The sequence below is a fragment of the Neorhizobium sp. DAR64862/K0K3 genome (genome assembly GCF_050500185.1).
GTDB lineage: Bacteria > Pseudomonadota > Alphaproteobacteria > Rhizobiales > Rhizobiaceae > Neorhizobium > Neorhizobium soli.
This window is the reverse complement of the sequence record NZ_CP191449.1, coordinates 3,409,672-3,425,950: the sequence shown is the minus strand read 5'-3', so window position 1 is coordinate 3,425,950 and position 16,279 is coordinate 3,409,672. Positions and strand designations below refer to the sequence as shown.

Here is a 16,279-nt window from a genome sequence, read left to right as displayed (position 1 = left end):
GGAATTGGCTGGCAAGGCAACACAGGTTTGCCGCCAAGGTTAAGTCGTGGCGCACCTTTCGGCCCCGAAGTCAGTGCCAGACGAAACCAATCTTCTTCAGGGACTTTCCGTCGAAGTCCTCCATGCCCTCTGCCAAATCCGCCCCGCCATGGGATCGCAGAAAGCGGACGGCATGCTCGCTGTCTTCCAGGCACCAGACGACCAAGCCCTTGCAGCCAAGCGATTTCAAAAGCCTGCGGCTTTCGCCGAACAGGCGGCGGCCAAGGCCGACGCCCTGATATTCCGGGCGCAGGTAAATCTCGTAGATCTCGCCGTCATAGGGAAGCGCACGGGCGCGGTTGAGGCCAATCGTCGCATAACCCGCGATAACGCCACCGATATCCAGAACCAGAAGCGTCGCCGGCCCGCGGACGGCCTTGCGCCACCACCCCTCGCCGCGGCGCTCCAGCATCTGGATCAGCGGCTTGTGCGGAATGAGGCCGGCATAGGCTTGCGACCATGCCTGGCGGTGCACCTCGGAGATAGCCGGGGCGTCTTGCGGCTCCGCACGCCTGACATCGATCGATAACGTTTTCATAACGCGATTCTAGGTCCTGCCATGGGCTCTCCGCCATTCCCGAGACCGGGGTAAAGTGGATTGCCCACAAGCTTCTCATGTGGACGATGGCAAGGAGGTTAACGCATTTTTTACCTTCGCCACAAGCGTGGCCCAGACCAAGCCACAAAAAAACCCCGGCATTTCTGCCGGGGTCTTGGATGGTCTCAGAAGCGCGATGTTAGAGAGCGGCCTTCGACTTGTCGAAGCGCTTGCGGTCGTTTGCGTCGAGATAGATCTTGCGCAGGCGGATCGACTTCGGCGTGACTTCCATCAGCTCGTCGTCCTGGATCCAGGACAGCGCGCGGTCGAGCGTCATGCGGATCGGCGGCGTCAGGCGAACGGCTTCGTCCTTGCCGGCCGAGCGGATGTTGGTCAGCTGCTTGCCCTTGAGAACGTTGACTTCGAGGTCGTTGTCGCGGGTATGGATGCCGATGATCATGCCGGCATAGACCTTTTCGCCTGGCTCGATGATCATCGGGCCACGGTCTTCCAGGTTGAACATCGCGTAGGCGACGGCTTCACCGGACTGGTTCGACAGGAGAACGCCGTTGACGCGACCGACGATCGCACCCTTGTAAGGCTGATAGTCGTGGAACAGACGGTTCATGATCGCCGTGCCGCGCGTGTCGGTCAGAAGTTCCGACTGGTAGCCGATCAGGCCGCGGGTTGGCGCGTAGAATACCAGGCGAACGCGGCTGCCGCCGGACGGACGAAGCTCGACCATCTCGGCCTTGCGCTCGGACATCTTCTGCACGACGATACCGGAATGCTCTTCGTCAACGTCGATCACGACTTCTTCGATCGGCTCCAGCGTCTGGCCGGTTGCTTCATCCTTGTGCATGACGACGCGCGGACGCGAAACGGCAAGCTCGAAGCCTTCGCGACGCATGGTCTCGATCAGAACGGCGAGCTGCAATTCGCCGCGGCCGGAAACGAAGAACGAATCCTTGCCGTCCGACTCTTCGATCTTCAGCGCAACGTTGCCTTCGGCTTCCTTGAACAGGCGGTCACGAATGACGCGGCTGGTGACCTTGTCGCCTTCGGTGCCAGCAAGCGGGCTGTCGTTGACGAGGAAGGACATGGTGACGGTCGGCGGATCGATCGGCTGAGCCGTCATCGCTTCGGTGACCGCAGGATCGCAGAACGTGTCGGCAACCGTACCCTTGGAAAGGCCGGCGATCGCGACGATGTCACCTGCATGGGCTTCTTCGATCGGCTGACGCTCGATGCCGCGGAATGCGAGGATCTTGGAGATACGGCCGGTTTCGACGGTCTTGCCGTCCTGCGACAGAACCTTGACGGCCTGGTTCGGCTTGATCGAGCCGGATGCGATGCGGCCCGTGATGAGACGACCGAGGAAGGGGTTGGCTTCGAGAAGCGTACCGATCATGCGGAACGGGCCTTCGCCGACATTCGGCTCCGGAACGTGCTTCAGGACCAGATCGAGCAGTGGTGCAAGACCTTCATCCTTCGGACCTTCTGGGTTGACGTTCATCCAGCCATCGCGACCCGAACCGTAGAGGATCGGGAAGTCGAGCTGCTCGTCGGTGGCGTCGAGGTTCGCGAACAGGTCGAAGACTTCGTTGATGACTTCTTCGTGGCGACCGTCCGGACGGTCGATCTTGTTGATCGCGACGATCGGGCGAAGACCGACCTTCAGCGCCTTACCGACCACGAACTTGGTCTGCGGCATCGGGCCTTCCGAGCTATCGACCAGAACGATGGCGCCATCCACCATCGACAGGATGCGCTCGACTTCGCCACCGAAGTCGGCGTGGCCGGGGGTGTCGACGATGTTGATGCGAACACCCTTCCACTCGACCGAAGTTGCCTTGGCGAGAATGGTGATGCCGCGTTCTTTTTCGAGGTCGTTCGAGTCCATCATGCGCTCGACGGTGCGCTGATTGTCGCGGAACGAGCCGGACTGCTTCAGAAGTTCATCGACAAGGGTCGTTTTGCCGTGGTCGACGTGCGCGATAATCGCGATATTCCGCATAGCCATTTTTAGATCTCGGATGTTTCGGGGCGCAGATCGACGGACCGCACCTATTTCGTTGGCGCGCTCATACCCTGTTTTTCGCAAATGCGAAAGGGGGCGAGCGCGATCTGCGATCAACGCCCGCTCTTCATCTTTCCGCGTGGATGGCTTTTGTCAGCCGTCTCCGCCCGAAAGCTCGGCCATGATGGAGAGCCCACGCTTCTTCAGCATCGCAGTCGGATCCGGCAGCTTGCCGCGGAAGGCTGCATAGGCTTCCTCCGGATCGATCGAGCCGCCGACCGAGTAGATATTGTTCTTGAGCTTGCGCGCCGTCACCGGATCGAACGGGTTGCCGACCTCCTCGAACGCGGCAAAGGCATCCGCATCAAGGACTTCCGACCACATGTAGGAATAGTAGCCGGCCGAATATCCGTCACCGGCAAACACGTGCTGGAAATGCGGCGTGGCATGGCGCATGACGATCGAAGCCGGCATGTCGAGCTCGGCCAGCACCTTGGCCTGCACCGCCATCGGATCATCGACCGCGCTTTCCTGGGTGTGGAAAGCCATGTCCACCAGTGCCGACGAGGTGAATTCGACCGTCGAGAAACCGGCGTTGAACGTCTGTGCGGCAAGAACCTTGTCGAGCAGTTCCTTCGGCATCGGCTCGCCCGTCTTGTAATGGACCGCATATTTCTCGAAGATTTCCGGCACCGTCAGCCAGTGTTCGTAAAGCTGCGACGGCAACTCGACAAAATCGCGCGAGACCCCGGTTCCCGAAACCGAAGGATAGGTCACGTTCGACAGCATGCCGTGCAGCGCATGGCCGAATTCATGAAACAGCGTGCGCGCATCGTCGAGCGAGAGAAGCGCCGGCTTGCCTTCGGCAGGCTTCGCGAAATTGCAGACATTGTAGATGATCGGCAGCTCACCCTCAGTGCCGTTCTTCAGCGTCAGCTTGTGCTGCGACTGGAACGAACTCATCCAAGCGCCGGAGCGCTTCGAGGAGCGGGCAAAATAATCGCCGAGGAAAAGCGCTTTCAGATTGCCGTCCTCGTCATGGATCTCGAACACGCGGACATCAGGATGATAGACCGGCAAGCCCTTCACCTCGACAGCCTTGATGCCGAACAGCCGCTCGGCCACATCGAAGGACGCCTCGATGATCTTCTCGATCTGGAGATAGGGCTTCAGCTCACTCTCGGAGAAAGAGAAGGTCCGCTCGCGCAGCTTTTCGGCGTAGTGGCGCCAGTCCCAGGGCATGACCGGATGATTGCCGCCCGCTTCCGAGATCAGACCTGAAAGACTTGCCTCTTCCTCCAGCGCTTTGGTGCGGGCCTTCTGCCAGACCTGGCCGAGCAGACCGTTCACCGCCTTCGGTGTCTTCGCCATCGTGTTGTCGAGCTTCAACGCGGCGTAATTCTCATAGCCGAGCAGCTTGGCCTTTTCGGCCCTCAGCGCCAGCGTTTCGCGAACGATCGCGACATTGTCCCGCTCGCCGCCATTTTCGCCGCGCGCCACCCAGGCCTTGAACGCCTGTTCGCGCAGATCCCGGCGGGTCGAGAAGGTCAAAAAAGGCTCGATGATCGAGCGCGACAGCGTGACGAGATAGCCTGAGCCCTCGCCGCGCTCCTTGGCAGCTTCCGCCATCGCTTCTTTCACAAAAACCGGCAGACCCTCGAGATCGGCTTCTTCGGTCAGTTTCAACGACCAGCCTTTCTCGTCGCCGAGAACATTCTGGCCGAAACTGGCGCCGAGACCGGCAAGCGTCTCGTTGATGCTCGACAGCCGCTTCTGCTGGTCCTCAGGCAGATTGGCGCCTGATTTGACGAACCCCTTCCAGTGACGTTCCAGCACCCGCTGCTGCTCGACCGTCAGATCAAGGTCGTCCCGCTTCTGCCAGAGTGCATCGATGCGTGCGAACAGTTCGGCATTGGTGCCGATCTTCGAATAGTGGCGCGACATTTTCGGCGCGATTTCGCGCTCCAGCGTCTGGATCGTATCGTTGGTATGCGCGCCCGCCTTGCCCCAGAAGAGCGACGAAACGCGCGACAGCTCGTCACCGGCGATTTCCAGTGCAACGATCGTGTTTTCGAATGTAGGCTCAGCGGAATTTCCCGCGATCTCAGCGATTTCCGCCTCGTGCAAGGCGATGGCGGCATCGAAGGCCGGCGCGAAATCCTCGTCCTTCACCTGATCGAAGCGCGGCAGGCCATGATGCCCGTTCCAGTCGACAAGCGCGGAATTCGCTGAGAAAGTTGCCATTGGGTCGTCCTTCACTGTGCTGCTTCGATACCGTCTAATTGCGTAGAGCGACCACATATAGGCAGGCACGGCAAGAGCTTCATCCGCTGATGCAGATTTTTGGAACGCACATCGTTGCGAAATCGCCCGGCACACGGTTTCCAGGCATTTCGATTTGCGTCGTCGGGGAAAGATAGTAAGGCTGCCTTATGAAGCTCGCGAACGAACATCGCCCGGAAACGCCAGGCTTGGTCGCCCAGGGTGAAACCCTCGGCTTCCTGATCGCCGATGCCGCGAGGCTTCTGCGCACGGCTTTCGAGCGGCGCATCGCCCAGGCGGGCCTCGGCCTTACCGCCGGCGAAGCACGAGCACTGATCCATATCGCCCAAGTCGATGGCAGCCGCCAGCTCGACATCGCGTCGCGCATGGGCGTCGAACCGATGACGCTTTGCGCTTATCTCGACGGGCTGCAGGCGCTTGGTCTCATCGAACGGCAACAATGCTGCGCCGACCGACGGGCAAAGCGCATCATGCTGACACCGACCTCCGCCGACATGCTGGCGTCAATCCAGCAGGAACTGCGCGCCATCATCACCTGCGCCACCGAAGGGTTGGATGCCGAAACCGCGAACCTCCTCGGACACGCCATGAAACTGTTCAACGGCAACCTGCAGAGCTTCAATTCGTCTCAGGCCGCAATTGATGACAGCTGATACGCAGGCCGCCTCCGCAACGACACCTCCCAATCGAATGACCGCGCTGCGAACCACGCTGCTCGGCGCCCTCCTGACGGCAATCGGCCCGGTCTCGATGGCGATCTACACGCCTGCGATGCCGGAACTCGTGAAGGCCTTCGGCACGTCGGAAGCGGCAATCAAGCTCAGTCTGACACTTTACTTCGGCGGCTTTGCCGTCGCACAGCTTCTGGCAGGACCGGCCTCAGACGCATTCGGTCGCCGGTCCGCGAGCATCGCATTCCTGCTGATCTATCTCGTCGGCTCGCTGATGGCGGTCTTTGCGCCCTCGGTCGACTGGATCCTGGCCGGACGGCTGGTGCAGGGGATCGGCGCTTCCGTCGGCATGACCGTTGCCCGTGCCGCGGTTCGCGACCAGTTCGTCGGTTTCGAAGCCACCCGCATCATGAACATGATCGGCATCATGCTGGCGGTGGGTCCAGCAATCGGCCCCACCATCGGCGGCCTGTCGCTGTCGGTATTCGGCTGGAAATCCGTCTTCGTACTGATGGTCATCTTCGGCGTTATCGTGCTGACAAGCTGCCTGCTGTTCCTCAAGGAAACAACGGTTCCCGACCGCAGCCGGCTCAGACCCTCGATCCTGGTTTCGACCTACTTCTCCCTTCTCACCGACCTGCGCTTCCTTCTTCCATCTCTTGTCCTCGGCGGCGCGATCGGCGCGCTCTACGCCCAGGGAACGATGCTTCCCTTCGTGCTGATCGGTGAAGTGGGGCTGACCCCGACGCAGTTCGGCCTCGGCATGCTCATCCAGACCGGCGCTTTTCTCAGCGGGTCGATTGCACTGCGGCTTGTGTCCGGGCGCATCAGCGGGCCGACGACGGTGGTGATCGGGCTCATGTTCAGCGGTATCGGGGGCACGATGATGGCCCTCTCCGTCCATCTGCTGCCACCGTCCTTCCTGTCGATCATGCTACCGGTCGGCGTCTCCACCTTCGGCATCGCGTTCATCTCGCCCTACACAGTGACGGTCGGCCTCGCCCCATTCCCGAAGACGGCAGGCTCCGCTTCCGCACTGATGGGTTTCATCCAGATGGGCGGCGGCTTTGTCGGCGGCCTACTCGCCGCTGTCTTCGGCGACCCTTTAACGGCTATCGGCACTATCATTCCCGCCATGGAATATGTCGCCGTCGGCAGTTACATCGCCTACCGGATCATCAGCCGTCGCCAATAAAAAAGCCCGCCTCCGTTTCCGGAAACAGGCCTTGATATCGTTTGGCGCGAAGGCGCTTAGCCGAGTTGGTTGCGCTTGGCGAGCGTGCGCAGGCGCAGTGCATTGAGCTTGATAAAGCCGGCTGCATCCTTCTGGTCGTAGGCGCCCTGGTCGTCCTCGAACGTGACCAGCTGGTCGGAGTAGAGCGACTTTGCACTCTCGCGACCGATGACCATGACGTTGCCCTTGTAGAGCTTCAGCGTCACTTCACCTTCGACATGCTCCTGGCTCTTGTCGATCATGGCCTGCAGCATTTCGCGCTCTGGCGAGTACCAGAAGCCGTAATAGATGAGCTCGGCATATCTCGGCATCAGCTCATCCTTGAGGTGAGCTGCACCCCGATCGAGCGTGATCGATTCGATGGCACGGTGAGCGGTGAGCAGGATCGTGCCGCCGGGGGTTTCGTAGATGCCGCGCGACTTCATGCCGACGAACCGGTTCTCGACCAGATCGAGACGGCCGATACCGTTGTCGCGACCATAGGTGTTGAGCGCGGCAAGCAGCGTTGCCGGAGACATCTCGACGCCGTTGATCGAGCAGGCATCGCCCTTGCGGAAGCCGACCTTGATGGTTGTCGCCTGATCCGGTGCAGCTTCCGGCGAAATCGTGCGCATATGCACGTATTCGGGAGCCTCGACCGCCGGATCCTCCAGCACCTTGCCCTCGGAAGACGAGTGCAGCAGGTTGGCATCGACCGAGAACGGCGCTTCGCCCTTCTTGTCCTTGGCAACCGGGATCTGGTTCTGTTCGGCGAAGTTCAAAAGGTCCGTACGGCTCTTGAAAGCCCAGTCGCGCCAAGGCGCGATGACCTTGATATCGGGATTGAGCGCGTAGGCCGACAGCTCGAAGCGGACCTGGTCGTTGCCCTTGCCGGTCGCGCCGTGCGCGATCGCATCGGCACCGGTCTTGCGGGCAATCTCGATCAGGTGCTTGGAGATCAGCGGCCGTGCGATCGACGTGCCGAGCAGATAGACGCCTTCATAGACGGCATTGGCACGGAACATCGGGAAGACGAAGTCGCGGACGAATTCCTCGCGGACGTCCTCGATATAGATCTCCTTGATCCCGAGCATCTCAGCCTTCTTGCGCGCCGGTTCCAGCTCTTCGCCCTGACCGAGATCGGCGGTGAAGGTCACCACTTCAGCATTGAGTTCGGTCTGCAGCCATTTCAGGATGATCGAGGTGTCGAGACCGCCGGAATAGGCGAGGACGACCTTTTTTACGTCTTTCGGAAGTGCCATGTCGAATTGTCCGTCTGCGGGTGGTGGCGGTTGGATCAACCGTTGTGTCTGGGATGGCGCACTTTTAGCGAGTTTCAAAAGCCGCGCAAGAAAAACCCGGAAGGGATCGCGTCAGAGATGGCGCGACAGGTTCATGCGTTGGTGGAGGATACGGATGATGACGACCTGGGCGCCTCTCTGTCGGTAGACGATCCAGTGGGAGCCACACGAGCACGTCAGATAGCCTTGGTGAATTTGGTCGATCGGCTTGCCCCGCTTGCGACCACTCGCAATGGCTTGCACAGTAGAGACGATGTCGCCGTAATAGGCGTCCGCTTGGGCAAGAGACCAGGTTTCGAACGTGTATCGCCAGATCTCAGCGAGGTCACGTCTCGCGCGCGGCGCAAGCTTGTAACCCTTGGCTTCACCGGACATGTTTGCGATGCATTTCTTCCAGAAACTCATCGGAATCGAACGGCTCTGGCTCACCAGAGTCTTCGCCTTCTTGGATCGCCGCGCGGATGGCCTCGAGCGAAGCGGCGTCGCTTTCCTGCAGCATCCGCAGCGCGTCCTCGATCACTTCGCTGGCGGAGCCATAACGTCCGTCCTCGACCTGCTTTTCAACAAAGGCGGCCAGTTTTTCGTCAACTCTGATAGATCCAAGTTCGCCCATCATGCCGGCTCCGGTTCGATCTCGCGTCATGTTGACGGATCCCGTGGAGGATACCATATCGCGCCGAGCCGTTGAACACCTTTGGTCTCAGAACAGCCCAAACCTTCGAACGCCAAAACCTTTCAACAGAAGCGTCAAAGAGGAGACTTCCCATGTCCATCACTCACCCTGCTCTGAAGAAAGACAATGTCGCCGTCGTCACCGGCGCCGCCTCCGGTATCGGCCTTGCCGCTGCCAAGGAATTTGCGAAACTCGGCATGTGCGTCGTCCTGGCGGATTTAGAGGGCGACCGGCTTTCAGAGGCGTGCCGCGAGGTTGCTACCCTTTCCGGCGATGGCGAGGCCGATGTCGTGGCAATCGGCACCGACGTCTCGAAACCGACGGAGATCGAAGCTCTGGAACGCGCCGTTCTGCAGCGCTTCGGCCGGGTTCACGTGCTGATGAACAATGCCGGCATCCAGCCCGGCAGCAGCCTGTTCGGCCCGCAGGTCAACTGGGAGAACGTTCTCGCCGTCAACCTGATGGGTGTCGTCAATGGCAGCAGGACATTCGGCCCCCGCATGATCGCCCATGGCGAACCTGGCCTCATCATCAACACCGGGTCGAAACAGGGCATCACCACGCCGCCCGGCGATCCCGCCTACAATGTCTCCAAGGCCGGCGTGAAGGCCTTCACCGAAGCCCTGCAGCACGAATTGCGCAACATGCCCGAGTGCAAGGTCAGCGCTCACCTTCTCATTCCGGGCTTCGTCTATACCGGCCTGACAAAGGGGGACCGAACCGAAAAGCCCGATGCCGCCTGGACGTCCGAACAGACAGTGCAGTTCATGCTGGAAAGTCTCGAACGCGGTGATTTCTACATTCTCTGCCCGGACAACGACGTCGACCGCAAGACGGACGAACGACGCATGGCATGGGCAATCGGCGACATCATCGAAAACCGTCCGCCTCTGTCGCGCTGGCATCCGGACTTCACGGATGCATCAAAAAAATTCATCAGCGGCAGTTGATCAACAGGTTTGGCAGGACTTCGAAAGCCGGATAAAAAGCGACAACCGTCATCCGGCTTTCGAGGACACTTAATGGAATTCCTGCCAAGCCTTGCATCGCTTCTGGCCTTCACCGCAGCCGGCTTGCTTCTGGCTCTGACGCCTGGGCCTGATATGACGCTGTCGATCAGCCGGGCGCTTGCGCAGGGGCGCAGATCGGCACTGTTCGTGGTGCTCGGCACCAGTCTCGGCGTCGTCTGCCACACGCTTCTGGTCGCCTTCGGCATCTCGGCGCTGATTACCGCGTCGCCCACCGCCTTCTTCATCCTGAAAACAGGCGGCGCCGCCTATCTGCTGTGGCTGGCGATCCAGGCGATCCGCTTCGGCTCCAGCTTCTCCGTCGAAACCGTGGAGCGCGCAACGCCAAGCCCGCTCGCAAATATCTCGATCGGCTTCTGGGTGAATATCCTCAATCCGAAGGTGATCATCTTCTTCATGACCTTTCTTCCGCAGTTCGTGACGGCGACAGATCCGCATGTGACGGGCAAGCTGGTCTTCTTCGGGATCTTCTTCATCGCCATCGGCATGCCGGTGAACCTGATCGTCGTGCTTGCCGCCGATCGGCTTGCGAACTGGCTGCAAAGAAATCCGAAAGTCCTGCGCGGCCTCGACTACACCTTCGCCGGCGTGTTCTCGGTCTTCGCCGTGAAGATCTTCATGACGCAGTCGAGATAAGGTCGCCCCTTCGTTTCAAACTACCTTCGCTTCGCGTCGAAGGACGACTCTTCTGTTACTCCCCCTGGCCGCGGGTGGGCGGGGCACCAATTCCGATCTCGGACTGCGGGCCATGCGGGTATTCGACGCTGTGGGAATGGGTGGTCTTTTCGGCCGCCACCGGCCCGGAAAAGCCTCCGGCACCATAGAAGGCGAGATGCAGGCCCCAATAGCCACTCATGAAAACCACGATGGCGACAGCCAGCCCGGCAGGGATGGCCGAAAGCTTCTGCTTCAGTCCGGGCAGCAGCCCGTCTGCCCGGTTCTGGTCGCAGGCAACCGCCACCAGGATGGCGGTGATCAATCCGTGGCCGATCAGGTCGATACGCCCAAACGGCAAGACGGCCGAGGTGAAGATGACGATCATTGCGATGGCCGAAAGGCGGCGGATAAGCGCGGTCCAGAGAAGACCGAAGCCCATGGTGAATTCGGCGATACCGGCCATGGGAATAAAGACATCGCGGGGCATGCCCATCGTGAGAAAGGGCTTTTCCAGCACCAGCGGATAGAACCATTCGGGATAGGCGAATTTTTCGAGGCTCGACCACATGAGCGCGATGGCTAGCCCCCAGCGCAGCACTTCAAAACGGTGGATACGCCAGTCGTCTTTCATCGGCTCGATGATCAGGTAGGCGGCAACGCCGAGCCCGAGCGCCAAATAGTCGAACAAGTGGAAGAGATCGTAGTCCCGCGCCGCGAGCAGCCATAGGGCAACAATTCCAAGGCCGGCGAAAGGCATGGTCCGCCGCGAGAAGATCAGGGCAGCGATCAGCAACTGCAGCCAGGACACCCATTCGGCAGGCGTCTTCAGGTCCGGCGTCAGGTAAACGCCACCCGTGGCAAAGATCGCGACGAAGAACGAGCCAATGACGACGCGGACATAATCGTCGATCCTCGACCAGAGCGGCGAGGTAAAGCGATCAAGCGCTTCGAAGATCAACGGTCCAAAACGGCTGGTTTCGATCGCCCGGGCTGCGGCGAAACAAACGAGAACGAGTACGATCGCCACCCAGAACCAGATATCGCGCAGAACAGTTTCGACCGGCTGGAGAGGCGCACCCACGATGTAGGGTGCGAACCATTTCACATGCGCTTCTGCGGTTGTGGAAATTAAGGCAGCAACTATCGCTCCGCCTGTTAGTGAGACATAAAATGCAGACTTCCTAATGGGATGCTGAAACATGGCGGCATCTTCCGGTTGCACCTGGATGAGCCACATCGATATCAGATTATTGCAGTCTGCATGTGACCCCTACAACGGAATCAAGCGCATTTGCGGCGCGCCAGGCGGCATTTTTGCCGCCCCTCGAGCGCTCGGTGTCAGAAACGAAAGGACTGATGAGAGTTTCCAGGCTTCGAGCCGGTTCAGCCAGCAATCGAAGCCCTCCCGGCGTCAGTCGTCTTCGCCATGGCCGGCGATCATCATCGCTTCGAAGGCGAGGCGATCGGTCTTGCGCATGCGCTCCGATTCCGACTTCAGCTGGCCACAGGCGGCGAGAATGTCGCGGCCGCGTGGCGTGCGGATCGGCGAGGCATAGCCTGCCTGGTTGATGAAGTCGGCAAACTTGGTGATCGTCTCCCAGTCCGAGCACTGGTAATTGGTACCGGGCCACGGGTTGAACGGGATGAGATTGATCTTCGCCGGAATGCCCTTCAGCATCTGGGTCAGCAGCTTGGCATCCTCCAGGCTGTCGTTGACGTCCTTCAGCATCACATATTCGAATGTGATGCGACGGGCGTTGGACAGGCTCGGATACTGGCGGCAGGCTTCCAGCAATTCCTTCAGCGGATACTTCTTGTTGATCGGCACCAGCATGTCGCGCAGTTCGTCGCGCACCGCATGCAGCGAGATCGCCAGCATCACGCCGATCTCCGTGCCGGTCCGATAGATTTCCGGCACGACGCCCGACGTCGACAGCGTGACACGACGCTTCGAGAGCGAAAGTCCGTCGCCGTCGGTCGCGATCAGCAGCGCCGTCTTGACGCTTTCGAAATTGTAGAGCGGCTCGCCCATGCCCATCATGACGACGTTCGTGACCTTGCGGTCGCCAGTCGGCACGAAAGCGCCAGGCGGCGTATCGGCACCGGGAAAATCGCCCAGCCGGTCGCGCGCCAGAAGCAACTGGCTCAGAATTTCCTCGGCCGTCAGGTTGCGCACGAGGCGCTGGGTGCCGGTATGGCAGAAGGAACAGGTCAGCGAACAGCCGACCTGGCTGGATATGCAGAGCGTGCCGCGGCCCTCTTCGGGAATGTAGACCGTTTCGACCTCGACCGGACGGCCGGCACCGCGCGGCGGAAAGCGCAGCAGCCACTTGCGCGTGCCGTCATTGGAGATCTGCTCTTCCACCACTTCGGGACGCGCAATCGTGAAATGCGTCTTCAGCATTTCGCGCATGTCCTTGGCGACATTCGTCATCGCGTCGAAATCCGACACGCCGCGAATGTAGAGCCAGTGCCAGAGCTGGCTGACGCGCATCCTCGCCTGCTTTTCCGGTATGCCCTTTTCTCGCAGCGCCGCGCCCATATCCTCGCGCGACATACCGATCAGCGACGGCTTTTCGCTATAGAGGTCCGGATTGGCGACGAGCGGCTTCTTGATGGCGACAGGCGCAAAGGCCTCGGAGACCGACATTTCTTCATATCCCGTTCGAATAACATGCCTTCGCCCAGCGCAGGTTTCGCGCATCGCCGTGGCATGTCTTTCTGTGAAATCATGGCGTCCCGGGTAAGCGACTTTTCGAGGAACGGTCGCGCAGGACTAATCTTGACGGGCGCTTTATCATCAAAACGACGCCACGTCACTATTCTTCGTCAAACGCAAAAGGCCGGTCGATGACCGGCCTTCCAATGCGGTAGTGGCAATCTCTGCTTACTTGCAGGATTCGACCTGCTTCAGAGCCGCTGAAATGCCCTGCAGCGAATAGGCGTAGGACGTCTTGGTGCCGCGACCGGATACGGCGCTGACGCTCATCTTCTGACCGGTGCGCATCGCTGCAACGAGAGCCGGTTCTTCGGCGGCGTTCTCGACCCAAGCGGCCTTGTCCTTGGTGAACATCGTGAAGTTCTTGTTGTCGATCGTCACGGTGACCTTGGAATTGGTCTGCATCGTGTAGCCCATCATCGCCTGCGGTTCGTAGGAGATGTTCTGGCCCGGGCGCTGCGACACGATGAAGAAGATATCGCCGTGATCGACGCTTGCAGGCTCCTTGGTCGTCGGGACGGACAAGACGTAGCAGACCGTAGCCGCGCCCTGCTTGTAGGAATACGCACCCCACGCCTTGAACTGCTGGATGCGGTTCGGCGTCTGGGCGGAAGCGGTACCCGTGCCGGCGCCAAGTCCTGCGCCAATTCCGGCGAGAGTAAGCGCCAATGCGATTGCGACGGTTCTAGCGGCCATGATCTCCTGCCAATTTTCGTAATTTCAAGGGCCCGAGCCGGGCCAGTACGGACATGCCTTCTCGGCGTCATGTCTGGGCGTCATATGCGGCGTCCCAACGGTCGGGTCCCATTTTGACTTCATTCCGGTTACCAAAGAGTCAACACTATCGGTTGGATGCTGAATATGTAGTGAACCGGGATGTGGTCGAATGCGGCGCAGGGTTGAGTTTGATGATGCCCGTTCCAGACGTCGGGTTTTCTGGGCGCATCACTCAACAACGATTTGGGCAAGAGTTTGTCCGTCCGATGACGCAGGCCGCAGCACTTTGAAACTACGTATAAATCCTGCTTAAAACCGCTACCCGTTTTTCTACCGATACGGTAGGATAGTCGCAAAGCTGACGCCTACTCACAAAGAAAGCCTACTGCCGGTTAGATGCTAGGGGACGAGAGAGACCGCTTCGCCCGCCTGGTCAGGGCAGTGGCTGCAACGCGTGATCAAGACGCGTTCACTGCGCTTTTTGATCATTTCGCGCCACGCCTGAAATCCTGGCTGATGAAGCGCGGCATGAATTCGGACGAGGCAGAAGAACTCGTCCAGGATGTCATGACCATCCTTTGGCATCGTGCCAGCCTCTATGATCCCGCAAGATCAAGCCTGTCGACCTGGCTGTTCCGGGTCGCACGAAACCGCCACATCGATGCCAAGCGCCGCGCCCGAAACCGCAAGTTTGACGGCCAGGAGACATTTCTTGCCTTGGCGGAGGTACCGGGCGTCGACACCCTGTTTGAAAGCAAGGAGCGCGACGAGCGGGTCCGTGATGCCCTTTCTCAGATTCCGGACGAGCAAATGAAGCTGGTGCGGGCCGCCTTTTTCCTGGGTCAGTCCCATTCCGAAATCGCCGCTTCGACCGGGCTTCCGCTGGGCACCGTAAAGTCGCGCATCAGGCTGGCGTTCGAGCGCCTGCGGCGAGCACTGGAAGAGACTTCACCGAACTGAAGCGGCGGGGCGGCCGGATCAGCCGCTCGTCTTCATTCCGGCTGCAATATCGGGGTGATCGGCAAGCGCGCTGTCTGCTGCGTCGTAATGTCCGTCGTTGATATGGCCCTGGATCATGCGCAGGGCCGCAGCAAGAACCGCGATATCATCGCTGAACCCGACGACCGCAAAGAAATCCGGGACGATGTCGATGGGGAGAATGAAATAGGCAAGCGCTGCCAGCAAGGTCCCGCGAACGCGCAAGGGTGTTTTTCGGTCCACGGCGCAGTAATAGGCGGCGACCAGATCGCGGCTGAATGGAATTTGCCGCGCGGCTCGCCGCATCGTCGGCCAGAACCTGGCACGCACCTGCTTTTCCCGGCGATCCTGCGTTTTTTCGTCGCCGGGCAGAAGGATCTCGCCGATCTTGACGTCATCCACGCTCATTCCGTCACTCCAGATGCTCGCTTCAATGCATCAGCATATGGGAATGCCGGTATGAAGTTCAATTCCGGGGCGTGACGATCCGTGCGCGAAATGCCTCGTCCATGGCTCGCGCCAGCTTGAAATCACGATCTGTCAGTCCCTTCTTCGCATGCGTGGTGAGCTGCACCTCGACTCGCGAATAGCTGTTGGACCAGTCCGGATGATGGTCGAGTTTTTCAGCCACCAACGCGCATTCCGCCATGAACCCGAAGGCTTGGCGAAACGACGCAAAGACAAAGCTCCTCGTGATCGCGTCGCCATCAGGGCCGATCGTCCAGCCATCGAGAGTGGAAATCTCGCGCTCGATGGCTTCTCTGTCCAGCACCTCATAAGCCATCAGCATACCTTCGCCATAGACTAGAAACGGTGCTCGGCCGTTTCCATCTCGTCCTGGGCATAGCCGTAGCTGAGCTCGCGCAGCGGGAAGATTTCCTCCGTCAGGTAGGGCCCGCCACCGCAGGATTCCTTGGAAGACATCAGCACGAAACGCGGAACGACAAAGGGCGCGGTGTGAAAATTCCCGCGCCCTGAAAGGTAATGTACGACTTCATCGAGTCGGCAGTGTTTGAGACGTGCCAGAGTGACATGCGGCGTGAATTTCCGCGGATCCGGCGCCAGTCCGAGACGCTGGCAGATCCGCTCGGTTTCCCCCTGCAGCGCGTGAAGTTCGGGCGACGGGGAGACACCGGCAAAGATCGAATGCGGCTTCTTGGACCCGAACGAACCGATACCTGTCAGCTTTAGCTGGAATTCCGGACGGTCGATCCGGTCCAGCCGGTCGACGATCTCGTCTGCGGTCCGTCCGTCGATGTCGCCGATGAAGCGAAGGGTGATGTGATAGTTCTCCACATCGATCCACCGTGCGCCGGGGATGCCGCCACGGAGCAGCGACAGGCTCATGGCGACATTGCGTGGAACTTCGAGGGCGATGAAAAGTCTCGGCATAGGGACCTCCTCGAATCTTTTGCAGATGCTAACAGCGGAACATGCAACTC

17 protein-coding genes are annotated in these 16,279 nt (G+C 60.0%); 5 read left to right on the top strand and 12 right to left on the bottom strand.

Annotated features, from left to right (window positions below; all coding sequences use genetic code 11):
• Nucleotides 1-70 precede the first annotated feature (70 nt).
• The 3 genes from ACQY1L_RS16525 to ACQY1L_RS16515 form a co-directional block, all read right to left on the bottom strand.
• Nucleotides 71-577, bottom strand: a complete 507-nt coding sequence (locus ACQY1L_RS16525) for a GNAT family N-acetyltransferase (protein WP_062462422.1) — start codon at nt 575-577, stop codon at nt 71-73.
• Nucleotides 578-776: 199 nt separating this feature from the next.
• Nucleotides 777-2,600 (bottom strand): translational GTPase TypA, encoded by a 1,824-nt coding sequence (gene typA / locus ACQY1L_RS16520; RefSeq protein WP_062581654.1) that lies wholly within the window; start codon nt 2,598-2,600, stop codon nt 777-779.
• Nucleotides 2,601-2,750: 150 nt separating this feature from the next.
• Nucleotides 2,751-4,841, bottom strand: coding sequence for a M3 family metallopeptidase (locus ACQY1L_RS16515; RefSeq protein ID WP_430241837.1), 2,091 nt, complete (start codon nt 4,839-4,841; stop codon nt 2,751-2,753).
• 188 nt (nt 4,842-5,029) lie between these two features.
• Here ACQY1L_RS16515 and ACQY1L_RS16510 point away from each other — a divergent pair, with 188 nt between their 5' ends.
• Together ACQY1L_RS16510 and ACQY1L_RS16505 are read left to right on the top strand one after the other, a co-directional pair.
• Nucleotides 5,030-5,533: a MarR family winged helix-turn-helix transcriptional regulator gene (locus tag ACQY1L_RS16510; RefSeq protein ID WP_184654605.1), complete on the top strand. Its 504-nt coding sequence runs from the start codon at nt 5,030-5,032 to the stop codon at nt 5,531-5,533.
• A 37-nt stretch (nt 5,534-5,570) separates the two neighbouring features.
• Nucleotides 5,571-6,746, top strand: coding sequence for a multidrug effflux MFS transporter (locus tag ACQY1L_RS16505; protein WP_430244016.1), 1,176 nt, complete (start codon nt 5,571-5,573; stop codon nt 6,744-6,746).
• 56 nt (nt 6,747-6,802) lie between these two features.
• Here ACQY1L_RS16505 and ACQY1L_RS16500 read toward each other — a convergent pair whose 3' ends face one another.
• The 3 genes from ACQY1L_RS16500 to ACQY1L_RS16490 all read right to left on the bottom strand — a co-directional run bounded on the left by ACQY1L_RS16500 (nt 6,803) and on the right by ACQY1L_RS16490 (nt 8,681).
• Complete coding sequence (locus ACQY1L_RS16500; RefSeq protein WP_430241835.1) at nt 6,803-8,026, bottom strand: argininosuccinate synthase; 1,224 nt, start codon at nt 8,024-8,026, stop codon at nt 6,803-6,805.
• Between the two features lie 111 nt (nt 8,027-8,137).
• Complete coding sequence (locus ACQY1L_RS16495; RefSeq protein WP_430241833.1) at nt 8,138-8,440, bottom strand: type II toxin-antitoxin system RelE/ParE family toxin; 303 nt, start codon at nt 8,438-8,440, stop codon at nt 8,138-8,140.
• A complete protein-coding gene (locus ACQY1L_RS16490; protein ID WP_430241831.1) occupies nt 8,430-8,681 on the bottom strand; it encodes a type II toxin-antitoxin system ParD family antitoxin in 252 nt (83 codons plus the stop codon). Before ACQY1L_RS16490 ends, ACQY1L_RS16495 begins: the two co-directional genes overlap by 11 nt.
• 149 nt (nt 8,682-8,830) lie before the next feature.
• On the opposite strand from ACQY1L_RS16490, the gene ACQY1L_RS16485 reads away from it, so the two are divergent.
• Complete coding sequence (locus ACQY1L_RS16485; RefSeq protein WP_430241829.1) at nt 8,831-9,688, top strand: SDR family NAD(P)-dependent oxidoreductase; 858 nt, start codon at nt 8,831-8,833, stop codon at nt 9,686-9,688.
• Between the two features lie 72 nt (nt 9,689-9,760).
• Nucleotides 9,761-10,402, top strand: coding sequence for a LysE family translocator (locus ACQY1L_RS16480; protein WP_430261900.1), 642 nt, complete (start codon nt 9,761-9,763; stop codon nt 10,400-10,402).
• 55 nt (nt 10,403-10,457) lie between these two features.
• Here the strand turns inward: ACQY1L_RS16480 and ACQY1L_RS16475 are convergent, their stop codons facing one another.
• The 3 genes from ACQY1L_RS16475 to ACQY1L_RS16465 form a co-directional block, all read right to left on the bottom strand.
• A complete protein-coding gene (locus tag ACQY1L_RS16475; protein ID WP_430241827.1) occupies nt 10,458-11,528 on the bottom strand; it encodes a hypothetical protein in 1,071 nt (356 codons plus the stop codon).
• A gap of 306 nt (nt 11,529-11,834) precedes the next feature.
• Nucleotides 11,835-13,073, bottom strand: coding sequence for a 23S rRNA (adenine(2503)-C(2))-methyltransferase RlmN (gene rlmN / locus ACQY1L_RS16470; RefSeq protein ID WP_430241824.1), 1,239 nt, complete (start codon nt 13,071-13,073; stop codon nt 11,835-11,837).
• Between the two features lie 237 nt (nt 13,074-13,310).
• On the bottom strand, nt 13,311-13,838 hold the full coding sequence (locus ACQY1L_RS16465; protein WP_062462391.1) for an invasion associated locus B family protein: 528 nt from the start codon (nt 13,836-13,838) through the stop codon (nt 13,311-13,313).
• A gap of 417 nt (nt 13,839-14,255) precedes the next feature.
• On the opposite strand from ACQY1L_RS16465, the gene ACQY1L_RS16460 reads away from it, so the two are divergent.
• Nucleotides 14,256-14,819 carry a sigma-70 family RNA polymerase sigma factor gene (locus tag ACQY1L_RS16460; RefSeq protein ID WP_062462388.1) on the top strand — a complete coding sequence of 188 codons (564 nt, stop codon included), beginning with the start codon at nt 14,256-14,258 and terminating at the stop codon, nt 14,817-14,819.
• An 18-nt stretch (nt 14,820-14,837) separates the two neighbouring features.
• On the opposite strand, the gene ACQY1L_RS16455 is transcribed toward ACQY1L_RS16460, so the two are convergent.
• From ACQY1L_RS16455 to thpR, 3 genes are all read right to left on the bottom strand, one after another.
• On the bottom strand, nt 14,838-15,239 hold the full coding sequence (locus tag ACQY1L_RS16455; RefSeq protein WP_062462639.1) for a YkvA family protein: 402 nt from the start codon (nt 15,237-15,239) through the stop codon (nt 14,838-14,840).
• A gap of 64 nt (nt 15,240-15,303) precedes the next feature.
• On the bottom strand, nt 15,304-15,627 hold the full coding sequence (locus tag ACQY1L_RS16450; RefSeq protein ID WP_430241821.1) for a 4a-hydroxytetrahydrobiopterin dehydratase: 324 nt from the start codon (nt 15,625-15,627) through the stop codon (nt 15,304-15,306).
• 14 nt (nt 15,628-15,641) lie between these two features.
• Nucleotides 15,642-16,229 (bottom strand): RNA 2',3'-cyclic phosphodiesterase, encoded by a 588-nt coding sequence (gene thpR / locus ACQY1L_RS16445; protein WP_092659293.1) that lies wholly within the window; start codon nt 16,227-16,229, stop codon nt 15,642-15,644.
• Between the last annotated feature and the right edge of the window lie 50 nt (nt 16,230-16,279).

Bases quoted from the DNA above. Each gene is read 5' to 3' on its own strand.
- ACQY1L_RS16525 (WP_062462422.1), bottom strand. From the start codon at position 577: ATGAAAACGTTATCGATCGATGTCAGGCGTGCGGAGCCGCAAGACGCC.
- typA (WP_062581654.1), bottom strand. From the start codon at position 2,600: ATGGCTATGCGGAATATCGCGATTATCGCGCACGTCGACCACGGCAAA.
- ACQY1L_RS16515 (WP_430241837.1), bottom strand. From the start codon at position 4,841: ATGGCAACTTTCTCAGCGAATTCCGCGCTTGTCGACTGGAACGGGCAT.
- ACQY1L_RS16510 (WP_184654605.1), top strand. From the start codon at position 5,030: ATGAAGCTCGCGAACGAACATCGCCCGGAAACGCCAGGCTTGGTCGCC.
- ACQY1L_RS16505 (WP_430244016.1), top strand. From the start codon at position 5,571: ATGACCGCGCTGCGAACCACGCTGCTCGGCGCCCTCCTGACGGCAATC.
- ACQY1L_RS16500 (WP_430241835.1), bottom strand. From the start codon at position 8,026: ATGGCACTTCCGAAAGACGTAAAAAAGGTCGTCCTCGCCTATTCCGGC.
- ACQY1L_RS16495 (WP_430241833.1), bottom strand. From the start codon at position 8,440: ATGTCCGGTGAAGCCAAGGGTTACAAGCTTGCGCCGCGCGCGAGACGT.
- ACQY1L_RS16490 (WP_430241831.1), bottom strand. From the start codon at position 8,681: ATGATGGGCGAACTTGGATCTATCAGAGTTGACGAAAAACTGGCCGCC.
- ACQY1L_RS16485 (WP_430241829.1), top strand. From the start codon at position 8,831: ATGTCCATCACTCACCCTGCTCTGAAGAAAGACAATGTCGCCGTCGTC.
- ACQY1L_RS16480 (WP_430261900.1), top strand. From the start codon at position 9,761: ATGGAATTCCTGCCAAGCCTTGCATCGCTTCTGGCCTTCACCGCAGCC.
- rlmN (WP_430241824.1), bottom strand. From the start codon at position 13,073: ATGTCGGTCTCCGAGGCCTTTGCGCCTGTCGCCATCAAGAAGCCGCTC.
- ACQY1L_RS16465 (WP_062462391.1), bottom strand. From the start codon at position 13,838: ATGGCCGCTAGAACCGTCGCAATCGCATTGGCGCTTACTCTCGCCGGA.
- ACQY1L_RS16460 (WP_062462388.1), top strand. From the start codon at position 14,256: ATGCTAGGGGACGAGAGAGACCGCTTCGCCCGCCTGGTCAGGGCAGTG.
- ACQY1L_RS16450 (WP_430241821.1), bottom strand. From the start codon at position 15,627: ATGCTGATGGCTTATGAGGTGCTGGACAGAGAAGCCATCGAGCGCGAG.
- thpR (WP_092659293.1), bottom strand. From the start codon at position 16,229: ATGCCGAGACTTTTCATCGCCCTCGAAGTTCCACGCAATGTCGCCATG.